This is a genomic window from Micromonospora sp. URMC 107, assembly GCF_051386315.1.
In the GTDB taxonomy this organism is placed as follows: domain Bacteria; phylum Actinomycetota; class Actinomycetes; order Mycobacteriales; family Micromonosporaceae; genus Micromonospora.
Genome location: NZ_JBPQTK010000041.1, coordinates 22,925 through 43,090 on the forward strand (window position 1 = coordinate 22,925; position 20,166 = coordinate 43,090).

General features: G+C 74.7%; 5 protein-coding genes. 4 read left to right on the top strand and 1 reads right to left on the bottom strand.

Translation table 11 applies throughout. The features are described from left to right. Nucleotides 1-69: 69 nt before the first annotated feature. Both ACSNN9_RS12390 and ACSNN9_RS12395 read left to right on the top strand, forming a co-directional pair. Complete coding sequence (locus ACSNN9_RS12390; RefSeq protein WP_436673194.1) at nt 70-1,641, top strand: bifunctional 3-(3-hydroxy-phenyl)propionate/3-hydroxycinnamic acid hydroxylase; 1,572 nt, start codon at nt 70-72, stop codon at nt 1,639-1,641. 29 nt (nt 1,642-1,670) lie between these two features. Next, entirely contained in the window at nt 1,671-2,558 is an 888-nt protein-coding gene (locus tag ACSNN9_RS12395; protein ID WP_436673195.1) for an SAM-dependent methyltransferase, read from the top strand. A 70-nt stretch (nt 2,559-2,628) separates the two neighbouring features. Here ACSNN9_RS12395 and ACSNN9_RS12400 read toward each other — a convergent pair whose 3' ends face one another. After that, the gene (locus tag ACSNN9_RS12400) at nt 2,629-3,390 is read right to left on the bottom strand and encodes a thioesterase II family protein (RefSeq protein ID WP_436673196.1); all 762 of its coding nucleotides are present in this window, start codon (nt 3,388-3,390) and stop codon (nt 2,629-2,631) included. A gap of 287 nt (nt 3,391-3,677) precedes the next feature. Here ACSNN9_RS12400 and ACSNN9_RS12405 point away from each other — a divergent pair, with 287 nt between their 5' ends. Next, nucleotides 3,678-9,218, top strand: a complete 5,541-nt coding sequence (locus ACSNN9_RS12405; protein ID WP_436673197.1) for an SDR family NAD(P)-dependent oxidoreductase — start codon at nt 3,678-3,680, stop codon at nt 9,216-9,218. Nucleotides 9,219-9,250: 32 nt separating this feature from the next. Beyond that, nucleotides 9,251-20,166, top strand: a 10,916-nt coding sequence (locus ACSNN9_RS12410; RefSeq protein ID WP_436673198.1) for a type I polyketide synthase, incomplete at its 3' end; no start/stop codon positions are given.

Consider the following 20,166-nt stretch of genomic DNA (forward strand, 5'->3'; position numbering starts at 1 on the left):
CCGCACGGCGCGAGTCGTCCCTGTCGACACCGTGTCCGACCGACCCGCGAGGAACCGATACCGATGCTGATGACCGACGTCCTGATCGTGGGGTACGGCCCCGTCGGTGAGATGCTCACGATCCTGCTGGCGCAGCGAGGACTCACCGTCACGGCGGTCGAGCGGTGGGCCACCCCGTACAACTTCCCGCGTGCCGTGTCGTACGACGGGGAGGCGAGCCGCATCCTGGCCGCCGCCGGCGTCGCCGACCGGCTCGGCCCCGTGGTCGAGTCGTCGGGCGAGTACACCTTCAAGAACGGCTTCGGCCGGACCCTGCTGCACGTCAAGGTGACCGGCGACGGCCCGATGGGCTGGCCCGATTCGGTCTCCTTCTACCAGCCCGGGCTGGAGGCGCTGCTCGCCGAGCGGGGAGCGGAACTGCCGGGCGTCACGGTGCTGCGCCCGTACCAGGTGACCGGCCTGGTCGAGCACGACGACCGGGTCGAGGTCACCATCGCCGGGCCGCAGGGCGAGGAGGTCCGCGCGGCCCGCTGGGTCGTCGGCTGCGACGGGGCCAACAGCTTCGTGCGGGAGCACCTGGGCAGCGGCGTCACCGACCTCGGCTTCACGTACGACTGGCTGGTCTGCGACGTGGTGCCGCACGAGGCCCGCGAGTTCAAGCCGAACAATCTCCAGGTCTGCGACCCGGCACGCCCCCGCACGGCGGTGTCGGCGGGCCCCGGGCACCGGCGGTGGGAGTTCATGCGGGTGCCGGGGGAGAGCCGGGAGGAGTTCGAGAGCGTCGAGAGCGTGTGGCGGCTGCTCGGCCTCTTCGACATCACACCGGAGAACGCCACCCTGGAGCGGTACGGCGTCTACACCACCCAGGCGTGCTCGGCCGACCGCTGGCGCTCCGGCCGGATCCTGATCGCCGGTGACGCGGCGCACGTGATGCCGCCGTTCATGGGGCAGGGGATGAGCTCGGGTTTCCGGGACGCCCTCAACCTCGCCTGGAAGCTCGACCTGGTGCACCGCGGCCTCGCCGACGAGGCGCTGCTGGACACCTACCAGGAGGAGCGCTGCGCGCACGTGCAGCACGCCATCCGGATGTCGATGGACTCGGGCACGGTGATCTGCGAGACCGACCGCACCGCCGCGGCCGGCCGGGACGCCGTCATGCTCGCCGAACTGCGCCGGCGCACCTCCCGGCCGCGCACCCGTTCCCTGCTGGAACCCCTGGTCGGCGGGGTCCTGCACGGCCGTACGGCCGAGGCCCCCGCGGCCGGCGCCGGCGTGCCGATGCCGCAGGGGCGCGTCGAGGTCGACGGTCGCGCCGGGCTCTTCGACGAGGTCGTCGGCACCGGCTTCGTCCTGCTCTGCGCCGAGGACCCCGACGGCCTGCTCGACGCGGACGCCCGGACCTTCCTGGACTCGCTCGACGCCCGGGTGGTCCGGGTCGTCCCCGCCGGCGCGCCCGCCCCCGCGCCCGGCGCCGTGCCGATCGCCTTCGACCTCGACGACGTGTACCTGTCCCACCTCAAGCGGTACGACGCCGTCGCGGTGCTCGTCCGGCCCGACTTCTACGTCTTCGGCACAGCCGCTGACCCGGCCGGTGTGCCCGCGCTCGTCGAGGACCTGCGCGAGCAGGTCCGGCGCGGCTGATCGGCATCCACCCACCGGAAGGAACCCACATGTTCGAGAACCTGAAGATCGCCGGCCGGGCGATCCGCACTGTCTTCACCGCCGACCCCATCACCCGGGTCCGGCGCTTCTACGAGATCCAGTCGCCCGACGTGGAGTTCGCGGCCCGCCGTACCCACTACATGAACGTCGGCTACTGGGAGGACGGGGTCACCGACCTCGACACGGCGGCCGAGGCGCTGGCCGACAAGCTGGCCGACGCCGCCGGGCTCAAGCCCGACGACACCGTCCTCGACGTGGGCTTCGGCTACGCCGACCAGGACTTCAAGTGGCTGCGCGAGCGCCGGGTCGCCAAGGTGTACGGGCTGAACATCACCCCGCACCACGTCGAGGCGGCGCAGCGGCGGGCCCGCGAGGAGGGCCTCGCGGACCGGACCGACTTCCGGCTGGGCAGCGCCACCGAACTGCCCTTCGAGGACAACACCTTCGACCGGGTCGTCGCCCTGGAGTCGGCCTTCCACTTCTACCCGCGCAGCGCGTTCTTCGCCGAGGCGCTGCGGGTGCTCCGCCCGGGTGGCGTGCTGGCCACGGCCGACATCATCCCGGTCAGCGGCGACGTCGTGCGGGCGGCCATCCAGTCCGGCCCGCTGAGCTTCGTCAAGTTCAGCATCCCGAAGGAGAACTGGCACGACCGGGACACGTACCGGCAGGAGCTCGTCGAGGCCGGCTTCGCCAACCCGGAGGTGCACTCCATCAAGGACCGCACCTGGGAGGGCTGGCGGGCGTACATGGCCGAACGGACCAACGACCCCGAGTTCCGCGCCGCCGTCAAGCCCGCCGTGCGCAAGAGCATGGCCGCGCACTGGAAGAACCAGAACCTCATGAAGCGCGAGCTGGCGCAGCTCGACTACGTGATCGCGGTCGGCCACAAGCGGTGACGTCCCGCACGTACGAGGGGCCCGCCGACCGGTCGTGACACCGGTGGACGGGCCCCTCGGCCGGTGGAGATCAGATGGCCGGCGTCGCGGTCAGGGCCGTCGAGATGGCCCGCAGGACCGCCGGCTGGTGCTCGGCCAGGAAGAAGTGCCCGCCGGGGTAGACCTTGAGATCGAACGGCCCGGTGGTGTGGGTCGACCAGGCCCGGGCCTCCTCGACCGTCGTCTTCGGGTCGTCGTCGCCGGTGAAGACGGTGATCGGGCAGCTCAGCGGCGGACCCGGCCGGTAGGTGTAGGTCTCCGCGGCGCGGTAGTCGCTGCGGATCGCCGGCAACGCGGCCCGCAGCATCTCCGGGTCGCCGAGGATGGCGGAGTTGGTGCCGCTCAGCTTCCGGACGTCGGCCAGCAGGCCCTCGTCGTCGAGCAGGTGCACCGTCTCGTGCCGCGCCTGGGACGGCGCCCGGCGGCCGGACGCGAACAGGTGCGCGGCGGTACCCCCGTCCTGCTCGATCAGCCGGGCGAGCTCGAACCCGACGCTGGCCCCCATGCTGTGCCCGAAGATGGCCACCGGCTCGTCCAGCCACGGCCGCAGCACGGTGTGGACCTCCCGCGCGAGCTGGTGGATGTCACCGATGCACTTTTCGTGGCGCCGGTCCTGCCGGCCCGGGTACTGGATCGACAGCACCTCGACGCCGGGGGAGAGGCTGCGGGAGACGGGGAAGTAGAAGCTGGCCGACCCGCCGGCGTGGGGCAGGCACACCAATCGCCTCGCGCCACCCGGAGCCGGGTGGAAGCGTCGCACCCACAAGCCGTTGTCGGTATCTGGCGTGGTCATCCTTGGCGGTCCTTCCGGCGACTGCGATTCCCGGCCGGATCGAGACAGACCCGGTCGAGGCGACGCTAGTGCGACGGGTGGGGACCGGACACCCCTAGCTGGTCGGTTGCCTGGTTAGGGGTTGTCCGCGCTCGCGCACACCCAATAACTTCTCCCCGCAGATGGGGATCTGCGTGGCTCTCGGCCGAGCGAGCCGAACGACAGATACAGGTGTCGCCTGAGACTTCTGCGCATTCGTACCGTCGCTTACGTCGAGTCTCCGCCGTGAATCGCGATGGGCTGGGTTGATGGACACCGAAGAGAAGCTCCGGGAGTACCTGAAGAGAGTCACCGCGGACCTGCGGCGGACCCGGCAACGGCTGCGTGACGTCGAGGCCGAGGCTCAGCAGCCGATCGCGATCGTCGGTACGGGCTGCCGGTTCCCGGGCGGGGTGCGGACGGCCGAGGAGCTGTGGGACCTCGTCGCGGCCGGCGGCGACGCCATCGCCTCCTTCCCCACCGACCGTGGCTGGGACCTGGACACGCTCTACGACCCCGAGCGCTCCCGGCCGGGCACCTCGTCGGTCCGCGAGGGCGGCTTCGTGCCCGACGCCGCCGAGTTCGACCCCCGGCTGTTCGGGGTCTCGCCGCGCGAGGCCCTCGCCATGGACCCGCAGCAGCGGCTGCTGCTGGAGACGTCCTGGGAGGCCGTCGAGTCGGCGGGCATCGACCCCACCAGCCTGAAGGGCGCCCGGGTCGGGGTCTTCGCCGGCATGACCCACAGCGGGTACGCCCACCCGCCGGAGACCCCGCCGGCAGGCGTGCAGGACTACCTGGGTCTCGGAAACGCGGGCAGCATCGCCTCGGGTCGGGTGGCGTACTCGTTCGGCTTCGAGGGGCCGGCGGTCACGGTCGACACGGCGTGCTCGTCGTCGCTGGTGGCGTTGCACCTGGCGGTGCAGGCGCTGCGGTCCGGGGAGTGTGACCTCGCTCTGGCCGGTGGTGTGACGGTGATGCCCACCCCGGCGGTGTTCGTCGACTTCACCCGGCAGGGCAACCTGTCGCCGGTGGCCCGGTGCCGGGCGTTCGCCGACGCGGCGGACGGCACGGCGCTCGCCGAGGGCGTGGGCGTGCTGCTGGTGCAGCGCCTGTCGGACGCGCAACGCGACGGGCGCCCGATCCTGGCCGTGGTGCGCGGCACGGCGGTGAACCAGGACGGTGCGTCGAACGGTTTGACGGCGCCGAACGGTCCGTCGCAGCAGCGGGTGATCCGGCAGGCCCTTGCGAGTGCGGGTCTGTCGGCGGCTGACGTGGACGTGGTGGAGGCGCACGGCACGGGCACGACGTTGGGTGACCCGATCGAGGCGCAGGCCCTGCTGGCCACGTACGGGCAGGGTCGGGACGTGCCGTTGCTGCTGGGGTCGGTCAAGTCGAACATCGGTCACACGCAGGCGGCTGCCGGGGTGGCGGGCGTCATCAAGATGATTTTGGCGATGCGGCATGGGGTGGTGCCGGCGACGTTGCACGTGGACGCGCCGTCGTCGCATGTGGACTGGTCGTCGGGTGCGGTGGAGTTGGTGACGCGGTCGCGGGCGTGGCCGGGGGTGGGTCGTCCGCGTCGGGCGGGTGTGTCGTCGTTCGGCATCTCAGGCACCAACGCGCACGTGATCCTGGAGCGGCCGGAGCCGGAGCCCGATCCCGAGGTCGAGGCGGAGCCCGTCGGGTTGCCGGTGCCGTGGGTGGTGTCGGGGCGCTCCGAGGCGGCTCTGGCGGGTCAGGCGGCGCGGTTGGCGTCGTTCGTGCGTGATCGTTCGGGTCTGTCGTCGGTGGATGTGTCGTGGTCGTTGGCGACGACGCGGGCGGCGTTGGAGCACCGTGCGGTGGTGTGGGGCGCGGACGTCGACGAGCTGGCCGCCGGTCTGGCGGCGGTGGCTGAGGGTCGGCCGGCGGTGTCGGGTGTGGTGTCGGCGGGTCGTCGGGCGGTGTTGTTCACGGGTCAGGGTTCGCAGCGCGTCGGGATGGGCCGCGAGCTGTACGAGGCGTTCCCCGTGTTCGCTTCGGCCTTCGACGAGGTGTGTGCCGAGATCGATGCGCATCTGCCGCGTGGGTTGCGGGAGGTGGTGTTCGCCGAGGCGGGTTCCGCCGAGGCGGCGCTGCTGGATCAGACCGTCTTCGCGCAGGCGGGGTTGTTCGCGGTGGAGGTGGCGTTGTGGGAGCTGCTTGCGTCGTGGGGTGTGCGGGCGGACTTCCTGGCGGGTCATTCGATTGGTGAGGTGACGGCGGCGTACGTGGCGGGGATGGTGTCCCTGGCGGATGCGTGTGTCCTGGTTTCGGCGCGGGGTCGGTTGATGCAGGCGTTGCCGTCCGGTGGGGTGATGGCGGCGATCGGTGCGTCCGAGGCGGCAGTGCGGGAGGTCATGGACGCTGCGGCTGCGGGCGTGGACATCGCGGCGGTGAACGGTCCGGCGTCGGTGGTGGTGTCGGGTGCCGCCGACGACGTCGCGTCGGTGGTGTCGGCCGCCCGTGAGCGGGGGTGGCGGGTCAAGGAACTGTCGGTCAGTCACGCGTTCCATTCGCGGTTGATGGAGCCGATGTTGGACGAGTTCGCCTCGGTGGTGGCGGGGCTGTCGTGGCAGCCGCCGAGGATTCCGATCGTGTCGAACGTGACCGGGGCGGTCGCGGACGCGCAGGAGATCACCGATCCGGGCTACTGGGTGCGGCACGTGCGGCAGCCGGTGCGCTTCGCCGACGCGGTGCGTACCCTGCACCAGCAGGACGTGACGCAGTTCCTGGAGCTGGGCCCCGACGCCGTGCTGACCGCGATGGCACAGGACTGCGTCGAGGAGGCCGGCGACGTCCGGTTCACCGCCACGCTGCGTGCCGGCCACTCCGAGGCCGCCACGCTGCGCACCGCCCTGGCCGAGTGGTACGTCACCGGCGGCCACGTCGACTGGGCCGGATACCTCACCGGCGCCGGAGCCCGCCCCCGCACGGTCGCCCTGCCCACGTACGCCTTCGACCACCAGCGCTACTGGCTCAACGCCACCACCACGGGCGGCGTGGGGGCGCCCGGACTCGGCGTCCGACCCGTCGACCACGCGCTGCTCGGCGCCGCCGTACGGGTGGCCGACGACGACGTACGGGTCTTCGGCACCGAACTCTCCGCGCGGACCCACCCGTGGCTCGCCGAACACGTCGTCTGGGACTCGGTGGTGGTGCCCGGCGCCGCCCTGGTCGAGATGGTCCTGCACGCGGGGGCGCAGGTCGGCTGCGACGCGCTGGACGAGCTAACCCTCCAGGCGCCGCTGGCGCTCGCCGGGCAGGACGCCCGGGCGGTGCAGGTCAAGCTCGGCACGGCGGACGAGGAGGGACGCCGGCCGGTCACCATCCACTCCCGGGCCGCCGCCGACCCGGACGGGGAGTGGGACCGCCACGCGACGGGCGTCCTCTCACCCGCCGCGCCGCGGCCCGACGGGCCCGAGCCGTCGCCCTGGCCGCCCACGGCCGCCGCCGTCGTCGGGGTCGACGCGATCTACACCGAGCTGTCCCGGCTGGGCGTCGAGTACGGCCCGCTCTTCCGTGGCCTGCGCGCCGTCTGGCGTACCGACGACGAGGTCTGCGCCGAGGTGGCGGTGCCCGACGGCACCGAGGTCGCCGGCTTCGGCATCCACCCCGCGCTGCTGGACGCGGCGCTGCACGTCGTCGGCCTGGTCGACGAGGACGGGGAGGCGTCCGGCGTACGCCTGCCCTTCGCCTGGACCGGCGTCACCCTCTCGGCGGTCGGCGCGACCGCGCTGCGGGTCCGTGCCCGGCGCAGCGGCGGCGGGGTCACCCTGACCCTGGCCGACCCGGCCGGCGCCCCCGTCGCCCGGATCGCCTCGCTGATCTCCCGCCCGGTGACCGCCGACCAGGTACGCGGCACCGGCACCGGCGTCGACTCGCTGTTCGACGTCGCCTGGCAGAGCGTGCCGGCCGGCGCCCCGACGACCGCCCACGCGGTGCTCCTCGGCGACGACCCGGCCGGCCTGTCCGGCCTCGCCCGGTACGGGCTCACCGAGCTGGCCGAGGCGGTCGACTCCGGTCGGCTCGACCCGGAGCTGGTGCTGCTCGCGGCGTACGCCGACGACGAGCGCGCCCCGGTCCCCGCCGCGACCCGGACCCGGCTCGGCGCCGTGCTGACCGCCGTCCAGGGTTGGCTCGCCGACGACCGGCTGGCGGACCGGCGGCTGGTCGTGCTGACCCGGGGGGCCGTCGCCGCCGGCGACACCGGCCGGACGACCGACCTGCCCGGCGCCGCGGTCTGGGGCCTGCTGCGCTCGGCCCAGGCGGAGCACCCCGACCGCTTCGTGCTCGTGGACCTCGACGAGGCGCGGCGACCGGAGCCGGGCACGGTGGACCTGGTGGCCCGCGCGGTCGCCACCGGCGAACCCCAACTGGCGGTCCGGGACGATCGGGTGCTGGCGCCCCGGCTCACGCCCGCCGTCCTCGACCCGGCGCTGGGCGCCGAACTCGACCCCGACGGGACGGTCCTGGTCACCGGGGCCACCGGGGCCCTCGGCGGCCTGCTGGCCCGGCACCTGGTCAGCGCCCACAAGGTGCGCCGTCTGCTGCTCGTCAGCCGGCGGGGCGCCGACGCCCCCGGCGCGGCGGAGCTGCTGGCCGAGCTGACCGCCCTGGGCGCGCAGGCCCGGTTGGTGGCCGGCGACGTGGCGGACCGCGACTCCCTCGCCGCCCTGCTGGCCGACGTCCCCGCCGAGCACCCGCTCACCGGCGTGGTCCACGCCGCCGGCGTCCTCGACGACGCGGTGATCTCGGCGCTGACCCCCGAACGGATGTCCGCCGTGCTCTCCGCCAAGGCCGACGCCGCCTGGCACCTGCACGAGCTGACCCGGGGGCGGAACCTGTCGATGTTCGTCCTCTTCTCGTCGGTCGCCGGCGTCCTCGGCGGCCCCGGGCAGGGCAACTACGCCGCCGCGAACGCGTTCCTGGACGGTCTCGCCCACCACCGGCGCGCCTCCGGCCTCGCCGCCACCTCCCTGGCCTGGGGACTCTGGGCCGCAGACAGCGGGATGACCGGCGCACTCGACGCCGCCCAGCGGCAACGGATGAGCCGCAACGGCCTCAGCCCGCTCGACACCGGCCAGGCGCTGCACCTCTTCGACGCCAGCCTGCGCGGCGGCCGCCCCCATCTGGTGCCGGCGCTGCTCGACCCCGCCGCGCTGCGCCGCCAGGCCGACGCCGGCCAGCTCCCGGCGCCGCTGCGCGGCCTGGTCCGGGCCCGGCGGCGCGTCGTCGACGGCGGCGGCGACGGCGGGCCGTCCTTCGCGCAACGGCTGGCCGGCACGCCCGAGGCCGAGCGCGGCCGACTGGTCGAGGATCTGGTCAAGGCGCAGGTCGTCGAGGTGCTCGGCTACCCGCCGGCCACCGTGGTTCCGTCCGGGCAGACGTTCACCGGCCTCGGCTTCGACTCGCTGACCGCGGTGGAGCTGCGCAACCGGCTGACCGCCGTCACCGGGATCCGGCTGCCGGCGAGCCTGATCTTCGACTGCCCCACGCCCGCCGCCCTCGCCGACTTCCTGCTGGCCGACGCCGCCCCGCCGGCACCCGCGTCGAGCCTGCTGGCCGAGTTGGACCGGCTGGAGGCCGCGTTCGCCGCCACCGGGCCGGAGGAGCTGGAACGACTGGCCGGCGACGACGAGACGCGTACCGCCGTGGCGGTCCGACTCCGGGCGCTGGTCACCAGGTGGAGCGACGCCACCGACCGGCCGGCCGACGTCAGCCAGGCCCTCGACGAGGCCTCGGACGACGAGCTGTTCGACTTCATCGACCAGAAGTTCGGCCGATCCTGACCACGAGTCCGCCGCTTGCCCCTTAGCGACAGGTGATCAACCCGATGGCGAACGAAGCCAAGCTCCGCGAGTACCTCAAGCGCGTCACCGCTGATCTGCACGAGACCAGCGAACGCCTGCGGGCCGTCGACGAGCAGAACCACGAGCCGATCGCGATCGTGGGGATGGGCTGCCGCTACCCGGGCGGGGTGCGGACCCCCGAGGCGCTGTGGCGGCTGGTCGAGTCCGGCGTCGACGCCGTCACGCCGTTCCCGGCGGACCGGGGCTGGGACGTGGAGAACCTCTACGACCCCGACCCGGACGCCCACGGCAAGTCGTACACCCGCGAGGGCGGCTTCCTGCACGACGCCGGGGAGTTCGACGGCGGGTTCTTCGGCATCTCCCCCCGCGAGGCGCTGGCGATGGACCCGCAGCAGCGGCTGCTGCTGGAGGTCGCCTGGGAGGCGGTGGAACGGGCCGGCATCGCCGCCGACTCGCTCAAGGGCAGCCGGACGGGTGTCTTCACCGGCGTCATGTACCACGACTACGTCTCCCGCCTCAACGGCGTGCCGGAGGAGGTCGAGGCGTTCGTCGGCACCGGCAACCACGGCAGCGTCGTCTCCGGCCGGATCGCGTACACCTTCGGGTTCGAGGGCCCGGCGGTGACCGTCGACACCGCCTGCTCGTCCTCGCTGGTGGCGCTGCACCTGGCCGTGCAGGCCCTGCGCTCCGGCGAGGTCACGCTCGCGCTGGCCGGCGGCGTCACCGTCATGTCCAGCCCCGACACGTTCATCGGCTTCAGCCGCCAGCGCGGCCTCTCCCCGGACGGGCGGTGCAAGTCCTTCGCCGCCGCCGCCGACGGCACCGGCTGGAGCGAGGGCGCCGGGCTGCTGCTGCTGGAACGGCTCTCCGACGCCCAGCGCAACGGCCACCCGGTGCTCGCCGTGGTGCGCGGCACCGCCGTCAACCAGGACGGCGCCTCGAACGGGCTCACCGCGCCGCACGGCCCGTCGCAGCAGCGGGTGATCCGCCAGGCCCTCGCGAACGCCCGGCTCTCCCCGGCCGACGTGGACGCGGTGGAGGCCCACGGCACCGGCACCCGCCTCGGCGACCCCATCGAGGCGCAGGCGCTGCTCGCCACCTACGGCCGGGACCGGGCCGAAGACCAGCCCCTCTGGCTCGGCTCGATCAAGTCCAACCTCGGGCACACCCAGGCCGCGGCCGGCGTCGCCGGCGTGATCAAGATGGTCATGGCGATGCGGCACGGCCTCCTGCCCCGGACCCTGCACGTCGACGAGCCGTCCCCGCACGTCGACTGGTCGGCCGGCGCGGTGGACCTGCTCCGCGAGCCGCGCCCGTGGCCGCGCGGGTCCCGGCCCATGCGCGCCGGCGTCTCCTCCTTCGGCGTCAGCGGCACCAACGCCCACGTCATCGTCGAGGCCGCCCCGCCCGCCCCGCAGCCGGCCACCGACACCGACGCGGTGGCCGGGCCCGACCCGCTGCCGTGGGTCGTCTCCGCCCGCAGCGCCGCCGCGCTCGGCGCCCAGGCCGACCGGCTGCGCACCTGGCTCGCCGAGCACCCCGACGTCGCGCCGGCCGCGGTGGGCCGGGCCCTGGCCACCGGACGGTCCGTCCTGGAACACCGGGCGGTGGTGCTAGGGGCCGACCGCGACGAGCTGCTCGCCGGGCTCGGCGCGCTGGCCGACGGCGTCCCGGCGGCGTCCGTGCGGCGCGGGGTCGCCAGCCCCACCCGGGTCGCCGTGCTCTGCACCGGGCAGGGCGCCCAACGGATCGGGATGGGCCGGCAGCTGTACGCCGCGTTCCCGGTCTTCGCCGCGGCGTTCGACGCCGCCTGCGCGGAACTGGACCGGCACCTCGACCGGCCCCTGCGCGACGTGCTCGACGGTCCCGCCGAGGTGCTCGACCGCACCGGGTACGCCCAGGCGGCGCTGTTCGCCGTCGAGGTGGCCGCCTACCGGCTCGTCGAGTCCTGGGGCGTCGTGCCGGACTTCGTGACCGGACACTCGGTCGGCGAGGTGGCCGCCGCGCACATCGCTGGCGTGCTGTCGCTGCCGGACGCCGCCCGCCTGGTCGCCGCCCGGGGCGCCCTGATGCAGGCGCTGCCCACCGGCGGCGCGATGGTGTCGATCCGTGCCACCGAGGCGGAGGTGCGCCAGCATCTCGACACGGCCGGCGGGGTGGCCGGCGCCGGGCTGGCCGCCGTCAACGGCCCGGAGTCCGTCGTCGTCTCCGGCGACGAGGACGCGGTGCTGGCGGTCGCCGAGCACTTCGCGGCCCTCGGCCGGAACACCAGGCGGCTGCGGGTCAGCCACGCGTTCCACTCCGCCCGGATGGACCCGATGCTCGACGCGTTCGGCGACGTGCTCGGGCGGTTGACCTTCGCCGCGCCCCGGATCCCGGTGGTCTCCACCGTGACCGGCGCGGTGCTCGACCCCGACGAGGTGCGCTCCCCGGCGTACTGGCTGCGCAACGTCCGCGACACGGTCCGCTTCGACGCGGCCGTGGCCACCCTGCGCGAGCTCGGGGTGGGCGCGTACGTCGAGGTGGGCCCGGGCGGGGTGCTCTCCGCGCTGACCCAGGAGATCGTCGGCGCGGACCAGGCGGTCTGCGGCCCGATGCTGCGCGCCGACCACGACGAGGCGGCGACCGCGCTCGCCGCCGCGGCCACCGTCTGGGCCCGGGGCGTGCCGGTGAACTGGGCGGCCCTGTTCGACGGCCCGCCCGTGCCGGTCGACCTGCCGACGTACGCGTTCCAGCGCGAGCGCTACTGGCTGCTGCCCCTGCCGCAGCCCGCCGACGTGACCGCCGCCGGGCTCACCCCGACCGGCCACCCGCTGCTCGGCGCGGTGTTCCGCTCGGCCGACGGCGACGAGGTGACGCTCACCGGCCGGCTGTCGGTGCAGAGCCAGCCCTGGCTGGCCGAGCACGCCGTACGCGACGTGGTGCTCTTCCCCGGGACCGGCTTCGTGGAGTTGGCGCTGCGGGCCGGCGCGGAGGTCGGCGCCGACCGGCTCGCCGAGCTGACCCTGGAAGCGCCGCTGGTGCTGCCGGAGACCGGCGGCGTCGACGTGCAGGTCGCCGCCGAACGCACTGGCGGCGAGGCGTGGCAGTTGACGGTCCACGCCCGGCGGTCCGGCACCGACGACCTCTGGGTCCGGCACGCCACCGGCCTGCTCGCCCCGGCATCCGGGGACGGCGGGGCCACGCTGGCGGACTGGCCGCCGACCGGCGCCACCGCCCTGGACGTGTCGGAGCTGACCGGGCGGGCGGCGCAGGCCGGGTTCGCGTACGGCCCGGCCTTCCAGGGGCTGCGCGCCGCCTGGCGGGTCGGTGCCGACGTGTACGCCGAGGTGGCACTGCCCGAGCCGGCGGCCGACGAGGCCGGCGGGTACGGGCTGCACCCGGCCCTGCTCGACGCCGCAGTGCAGGCGGTCGGGCTCGGCATCGTCGACCCCGGCGAGGCCCGGCTGCCGTTCTCCTGGTCGGACGTGACGCTGTCCGCCCACGGCGCCGACACGCTGCGGGTACGGCTGACCCCCACCGGACCAGACACGGTGGCCATGCTGGTCGCGGACGCCGCCGGTGAGGCCGTCGCCCGGGTCGGGTCCCTGGTGCTGCGGCCCCTGCCGGCCGGGGAACTCACCTCCGGCGGATCACCGTGGCGTCGCTCGCTGTTCCGCCTGGACTGGTCCCGGCACGCCGGCGGCGTGGGCGCGCCCGACGGCACGACCTGGGCGGTGCTCGGCGACCGCCCCGCGCCGCTGCCGGCCGGCGTGACCGCCGCCCGGCATGCCGACCTCGACGCGCTCTGCGACGCCGGTGTGCCCGACGTCGTGCTGTTCCCGGTGGCCGGTGCCGCCGCGACCGACCCCGGCCCGGTCCACGACCTGGTCGCCGGGGTCCTCGCCGTGCTCCAGGGCTGGCTCGCCGCCGAGCGCCACACCGGGGGGTCCCGGCTGGTGGTCCTCACCAGCGGCGCCGTCGCCACGGACGACGACGCGGACGTCACCGACCTGGCCGGCGCCGCCGTGTGGGGCCTGCTCCGGTCGGCGCAGGCCGAGCACCCCGGCCGGTTCCTGGTCGTCGACGTCGACGACCGGGAGAACTCCGCGTCCGCCCTCGCCGGCCTGCTGGGGGCCGACGAGCCGCAGGCGGCGGTGCGCGACGGCGTGGTCCGGGTGCCCCGGCTCGTCGCCGCCCCGGAACCCGACGCGCCGGCGCCGGCGCTGGACCCGGACGGCACGGTCCTGGTCACCGGCGGCACCGGCGCCCTCGGCGCGCTCCTGGCCCGCCACCTGGTCACCCGGCACGGGGTCCGCCACCTGGTGCTGACCAACCGGCGCGGGACCGACGCGGACGGCGCCGCCGACCTGCTCGCCGACCTCGCCGGGTTCGGCGCCACCGCGACGGTCGAAGCGTGCGACGCCGCCGACCCCGACGCCCTCGCCGCGCTGCTGGGCCGGATCGACCCCGCGCACCCGCTGACCGGCGTGGTGCACACCGCCGGCGTGCTGGCCGACCGCACCCTGACCTCCCTCACCGCCGAGTCCCTCGACGAGGTGCTCCGGCCGAAGGTGGACGCCGCCGCGCACCTGCACGAGCTGACCGCCGCCCACGGCCTCGCGCTCTTCGTCACCTACTCCTCGGCGGCGGGCGTGACGGGCAGCCCCGGCCAGGCCAACTACGCGGCGGCCAACGCCTTCCTGGACGCGCTCGCCCACCGGCGACGGGCCGCGGGACTCCCGGCGCTCTCCCTGGCCTGGGGGCCGTGGGTCGAGTCGGGCGGCGGCATGACCGCCGGCCTCGACCGGGCCGACACCGACCGGCTGGCCCGCGCGGGCGTCCGCCCGATCCCTGAGGCGGACGGCCTCGCCCTCTTCGACGCCGCCCTGCTGACCGGTCTGCCCGCGACGGTGCCCATGGTGCTGGACGGCCCGGCGCTGCGCGCCCAGGCCGAGACGGGCACCCTGCCGTCGGTCCTGCGTGGCCTGGTCCGCGCGCCCCGGCGCCGCGCCGCGCGGTCCGGGCCGGCGGAGACCGCCGCCCTGACCGAACGGCTCGCCGGGCTCGACCGCGAGGAGCGCGCCGCGGCCCTGCTGCGGCTCGTCCTCGACCAGGTCGCGGCGGTGCTGGGGTACGCCGACGCCGCCGCCGTCGAGGCCGGACGCCCGTTCACCGAGCTGGGCTTCGACTCGCTGACCGCCGTCGAGCTGCGCAACCGGCTGGGCGCGGTGACCGGCCTGCGCCTGCCGGCGACCCTGGTCTTCGACCACCCGACCCCGCTCGCCCTGGCCGACCACCTGGACGCCGAGACCGGCACCGACGCCGGTCCGCTGCCGGCCCCGGTCGCCGCCGTCGCGGCGCTCGACGAGCCGATCGCGATCGTCGGCATGAGCTGCCGCTACCCCGGCGGCGTACGCTCCCCGGAGCAGCTGTGGGACCTCCTCGTGTCCGGCGGGGACGGCATCACGGGCTTCCCCGCCGACCGGGGGTGGGACGTCGACGACCTGTACGACCCGTCCGGCGCGCGCAGGGGCAGCAGCTACGCCCGCGAGGGCGGCTTCCTGACCGACGCCGGCGACTTCGACGCCACCCTGTTCAAGATCTCGCCGCACGAGGCCCTCGCCATGGACCCGCAGCAACGACTGCTGCTGGAGACCTCGTGGGAGGCGATCGAGGACGCCCGGATCGACCCGCTGGCGCTGCGGGGCCGCCCGGTCGGCGTGTTCGCCGGCATGATGTACCACAACCACGCCGCCGGGCTGTCCGACGTTCCGGAGGCCCTCGACGGCTACCTCGGCGTCGGCACGGCCAGCAGCGTGTTGTCGGGTCGGGTGGCGTACTCGTTCGGCTTCGAGGGGCCGGCGGTGACGGTGGACACGGCGTGTTCGTCGTCGCTGGTGGCGTTGCACCTGGCGGTGCAGGCGCTGCGGTCCGGGGAGTGTGACCTCGCGCTGGCCGGTGGCGTCACCGTGATGGCGACGCCCGAGACGTTCATCGACTTCTCCCGCCAGCGGGGCATGGCCCCCGACGGCCGGTGCAAGTCCTTCTCCGACACGGCGGACGGCACCGGCTGGTCCGAGGGCGTCGGCGTGCTGCTGGTGCAGCGGTTGTCGGATGCCCGGCGCGACGGGCGCCGGATTCTGGCGGTGGTGCGTGGCAGCGCCGTGAACCAGGACGGCGCGTCGAACGGTTTGACGGCGCCGAACGGTCCGTCGCAGCAGCGGGTGATCCGGCAGGCCCTCGCGAACGCCCGGCTGGGTGTCGGGGACGTCGACGTGGTGGAGGCGCACGGCACGGGCACGACGTTGGGTGACCCGATCGAGGCGCAGGCGCTGCTGGCGACGTACGGGCAGGACCGCGACGAGCGTGACGCGCTGCTGCTGGGATCGGTGAAGTCGAACATCGGTCACACGCAGGCGGCCGCCGGGGTGGCGGGCGTCATCAAGATGATCTTGGCGATGCGGGCGGGCGTGGTCCCGGCGTCGTTGCACGTGGACGCGCCGTCGTCGCATGTGGACTGGTCGTCGGGTGCGGTGGAGTTGGTGACGCGGTCGCGGGCGTGGCCGGGGGTGGGTCGTCCGCGTCGGGCGGGTGTGTCGTCGTTCGGCATCTCCGGCACCAACGCCCACGTGATCATCGAGCAGGGCGAGCCGGAGCCCGCCCCGACGCCCGTCGCGCCGGTCGGGTTGCCGGTGCCGTGGGTGGTGTCGGGGCGCTCCGAGGCGGCTCTGGCGGGTCAGGCGGCGCGGTTGGCGTCGTTCGTGTCGGGTCGGTCGGTGTCGCCGGTGGATGTGTCGTGGTCGTTGGCGACGACGCGGGCGGCGTTGGAGCACCGTGCGGTGGTGTGGGGTGGCTCGGTCGAGGAGTTGACGGCGGGTCTGTCGGCGGTGGCCGAGGGCCGGTCGGCGGGTGTGGTGTCGGCGGGTCGTCGGGCGGTGTTGTTCACGGGTCAGGGTTCGCAGCGCGCCGGGATGGGCCGGGAGCTGTACGAGGCGTTCCCAGTCTTCGCTTCGGCGTTCGACGAGGTGTGTGCGCGGTTCGACGGCTTGTTGCCGCGTCCGTTGCGGGAGGTGGTGTTCGCCGAGGCGGGCAGTGCCGACGCCGGGTTGGTGGATCAGACCGTCTTCGCGCAGGCCGGTCTCTTCGCGGTCGAGGTGGCGTTGTGGGAGCTGCTGTCGTCCTGGGGTGTGCGGGCCGACTACCTGGCGGGTCACTCGATCGGTGAGGTGACCGCGGCGCACGTGGCGGGGATGCTGTCCCTGGCCGATGCGTGTGTGTTGGTGGCGGCTCGGGGCAGGTTGATGCAGGCGCTGCCCGCCAGTGGCGTGATGGCGGCGGTCGGTGCCGCCGAGGTCGACGTGCGGGAGGTCATCGGGGCGTCGGGTGCGGCGGTGGACATCGCGGCGGTGAACGGTCCGGCGTCGGTGGTGGTGTCGGGTGCCGCCGACGAGGTCGCCTCGGTGGTGTCGGCCGCCCGTGAGCGGGGGTGGCGGGTCAAGGAGTTGTCGGTCAGTCACGCGTTCCACTCGCGGTTGATGGAGCCGATGTTGGACGAGTTCGCGTCGGTGGTGGCGGGGCTGTCGTGGCAGCCGCCGCGGGTTCCGATCGTGTCGAACGTGACCGGGGCGGTCGCGGACGTGCAGGAGATCACCGATCCGGGCTACTGGGTGCGGCACGTGCGGCAGCCGGTGCGCTTCGCCGACGGGGTGGCGGCGTTGCGGGAGCAGGGGGTCGACACGTTCCTGGAGGTCGGCCCGGACGCGACGTTGACGGCGATGGTGGCGGAGGTCGTCGCGGATGGTGCGGTGCGGCGGGTTCCGGCAGTGCGGCGCGACCAGTCGGAGGTCGCCGCGCTGACCTCGGCGCTGGGGCAGTTGTGGGTGGCGGGCGTGGCTGTCGACTGGGCGGCGTACCACGCTCAGGCCGGGGCCCGGCCGCGCGTGGTGGGCCTGCCGACGTACGCCTTCGACCATCGACGTTACTGGATCAATGCCGCGACGCGCTCCTACCGTCCCCCCGCCGCCGGGCGTAGCGCGGCCGACGACGACTTCTGGCGGACGATCGAGGCGGAGGACCTGACGACCCTCGCCGAGAGCCTGGCCGTCGACGCCGACGCCCCGCTCGCGGAGGTGCTGCCGGCGCTGTCCACCTGGCGACGCCGCCGGGACGCCGAGGCCACCCTCGACTCCTGGCGCTACCGAGTGGCCTGGCAGCCACTCACCGACGACCCCGCCCGCGCCGAGGCGACCGACTTCCTGCTCGTCGTGCCGGCCGACGCCGACGCGGCCGTGGCGGACTGGGCGGCTGCCCTCGGCGCCGCCGGTGGGCGGATCGTCGAGGTCGACGCCGCGTGCGACCGGAAGCGGCTCGCCCGCGACCTCGTCGAGGCGTCGGCCGGCCGCGACGCGGACGCCCTGCCCGTGCTCTCCCTGCTCGCGTTCGACACCCGGCCGTACGCCGGGGCCGACTCCGTGCCGACGGGCCTCGCCGGCACGGTCGCGCTCGCGCAGGCCCTCGGGGACGCCGGGCTCACCGCCCGGCTCTGGATCGCCACCCGTGGCGCGGTATCCGTCGGCTCCCGCGACCGGCACGTCGACCCCGTGCAGGCGATGGCGTGGGGCTTCGGGAGCGTGCTGCGCGCCGAGCACCCGCACCGTTGGGGCGGGCTCGTCGACGTTCCCGGGCAGCCCGACCAGAACGTCGTGCGCATGCTCCGGACGCTGATCGCCGGCACCGGCCGGGAGGACGAGGTCGCCCTGCGTCAGAACGGCGCCCACGCCCGCAGGCTCGTCCGTGCGACGTACGGGGACACCGGTCCGCGCCGTTCCTGGACGCCTCGCGGCACTGTGCTGATCACCGGCGGCACCGGGGCCCTCGGCGGACACGTCGCACGCGCGTTGGCCGCCGAGGGCGCCGAGCATCTCCTGCTGGTCAGCCGGCGGGGTGGCGAGGCGCCGGGCGCGAGCGCCCTCGCCGAGGAACTCGCCGGGCTCGGCAGCCGGGTCACCCTGGCCTCCTGCGACGTGGCCGACCGGGCCGCGCTCGCGGCGCTGCTCGGCGCGATCCCCGACGAGCTGCCGCTGAGCGCGGTCGTGCACACCGCTGCCGCCCTCGACGACAACGTGGTCGACGCGGTGAGCGTCGGCCAGTTGGCCACCGCCCTGCGGGCGAAGGCCGACGCCGCGCGCAACCTGGACGAGCTGACCCGGGGGGCGGACCTCTCCGCCTTCGTCCTCTTCTCCTCCCTCGCCGGTCTCATGGGCGCCGCCGGGCAGACCACCTACGCGCCGGGCAACGCCTTCCTCGACGCGCTGGCGCAGCGGCGCCGCGCCGAAGGGCTCCCGGGGACCTCGCTCGCCTGGGGCCTGTGGGCCGACGGCGGGGTGAGCGCCGGGGAGTTCGAGCAGCGGCTGAGGCGCACCGGCTTCGGCGCGATGGCGCCGGAGACGGCCGTACGCGCCCTCACCCGGGCGCTGGACCGCGACGAGACGTACCTCGTGGTGGCCGACATCGACTGGGCCCGGGTGGCCGCCACCGGCGGTCGGCGCCCCCACCCGCTGGTCGGAGACCTCCTGGCTGAGGCCGGCCCGGCGGGAGCCGCTGACGCCCCCGTGCCGGCGGCCGACCTGCGCCTCCGCCTGTCGGGAATGTCCGGTGCGGAGCAGCTGCGCGCTCTCGGCGAGCTCGTCCGTGCCGAGGTCGCCGCCGTGCTGGGCCACGAGTCCGCCGAGCGGGTCGCACCGGACCGGGCGTTCCAGGACCTCGGCTTCACCTCGCTCGCGGCGGTCGAGCTGCGCAACCGGCTCGACGCGGCGACCGGCCTCGCCTTGCCGAGCACGCTCGCCTTCGACTACCCGAACTCGGCGGCCCTGGCCGGACACATCCACGCCGAGCTGCTCGGCGGGCAGGCCCTTCCCGTCCCCGCCGCCGTCACCGGCACCGTGGTGGGCGACGACCCGATCGTCATCGTCGGCATGGGCTGCCGTTTCCCCGCCGGAGCCGAGTCCCCGGAAGGGCTCTGGGAGCTGCTGACCGCCGGTGCCGACGCGATGTCGGACTTCCCGACCAACCGGCACTGGGACCTGGAGTCGCTGGCCGGATCCGACTCCTACGTCTCCCGGGGGGCGTTCCTGGCCGACGCGGGTGGCTTCGACGCGGAGTTCTTCGGCATCTCGCCGCGTGAGGCGCTGGCGATGGACCCGCAGCAGCGGCTGCTGCTGGAGGTCGCCTGGGAGGCGTTCGAGGACGCCCGGGTCGAGCCCCTCGCGCTGCGCGGCAGCCGGGTCGGGGTGTTCGCCGGCACCAACGGTCAGGACTACGAGACCGTCGTGCGGCAGGCCGGGGAGTCGCTCGCCGGGTTCGGCGCGACCGGTGCCTCGGCGAGCGTGTTGTCGGGCCGGGTGGCGTACTCGTTCGGCTTCGAGGGGCCGGCGGTGACGGTGGACACGGCGTGTTCGTCGTCGTTGGTGGCGTTGCACCTGGCGGCGCAGGCGCTGCGGTCCGGCGAGTGCGACCTGGCCCTGGCGGGTGGCGTCACCGTGATGGCGACCCCGGGTGCCTTCATCGAGTTCTCCCGCCAGGGCGGGCTGTCGGCGGACGGCCGCTGCAAGGCCTTCGCCGAATCGGCGGACGGCACCGCGTGGGGCGAGGGCGTGGGTGTGCTGGTGGTGCAGCGGTTGTCGGACGCGCGGCGTGACGGGCGTCGGGTCCTGGCGGTGGTGCGGGGTTCGGCGGTGAATCAGGACGGTGCGTCGAACGGGTTGACGGCGCCGAACGGTCCGTCGCAGCAGCGGGTGATCCGGCAGGCGTTGGCGTCCGCGGGTCTGTCGGCGGCTGACGTGGACGTGGTGGAGGCGCACGGTACGGGCACGACGTTGGGTGATCCGATCGAGGCGCAGGCGTTGTTGGCGACGTATGGGCAGGGTCGGGATGTGCCGTTGTTGTT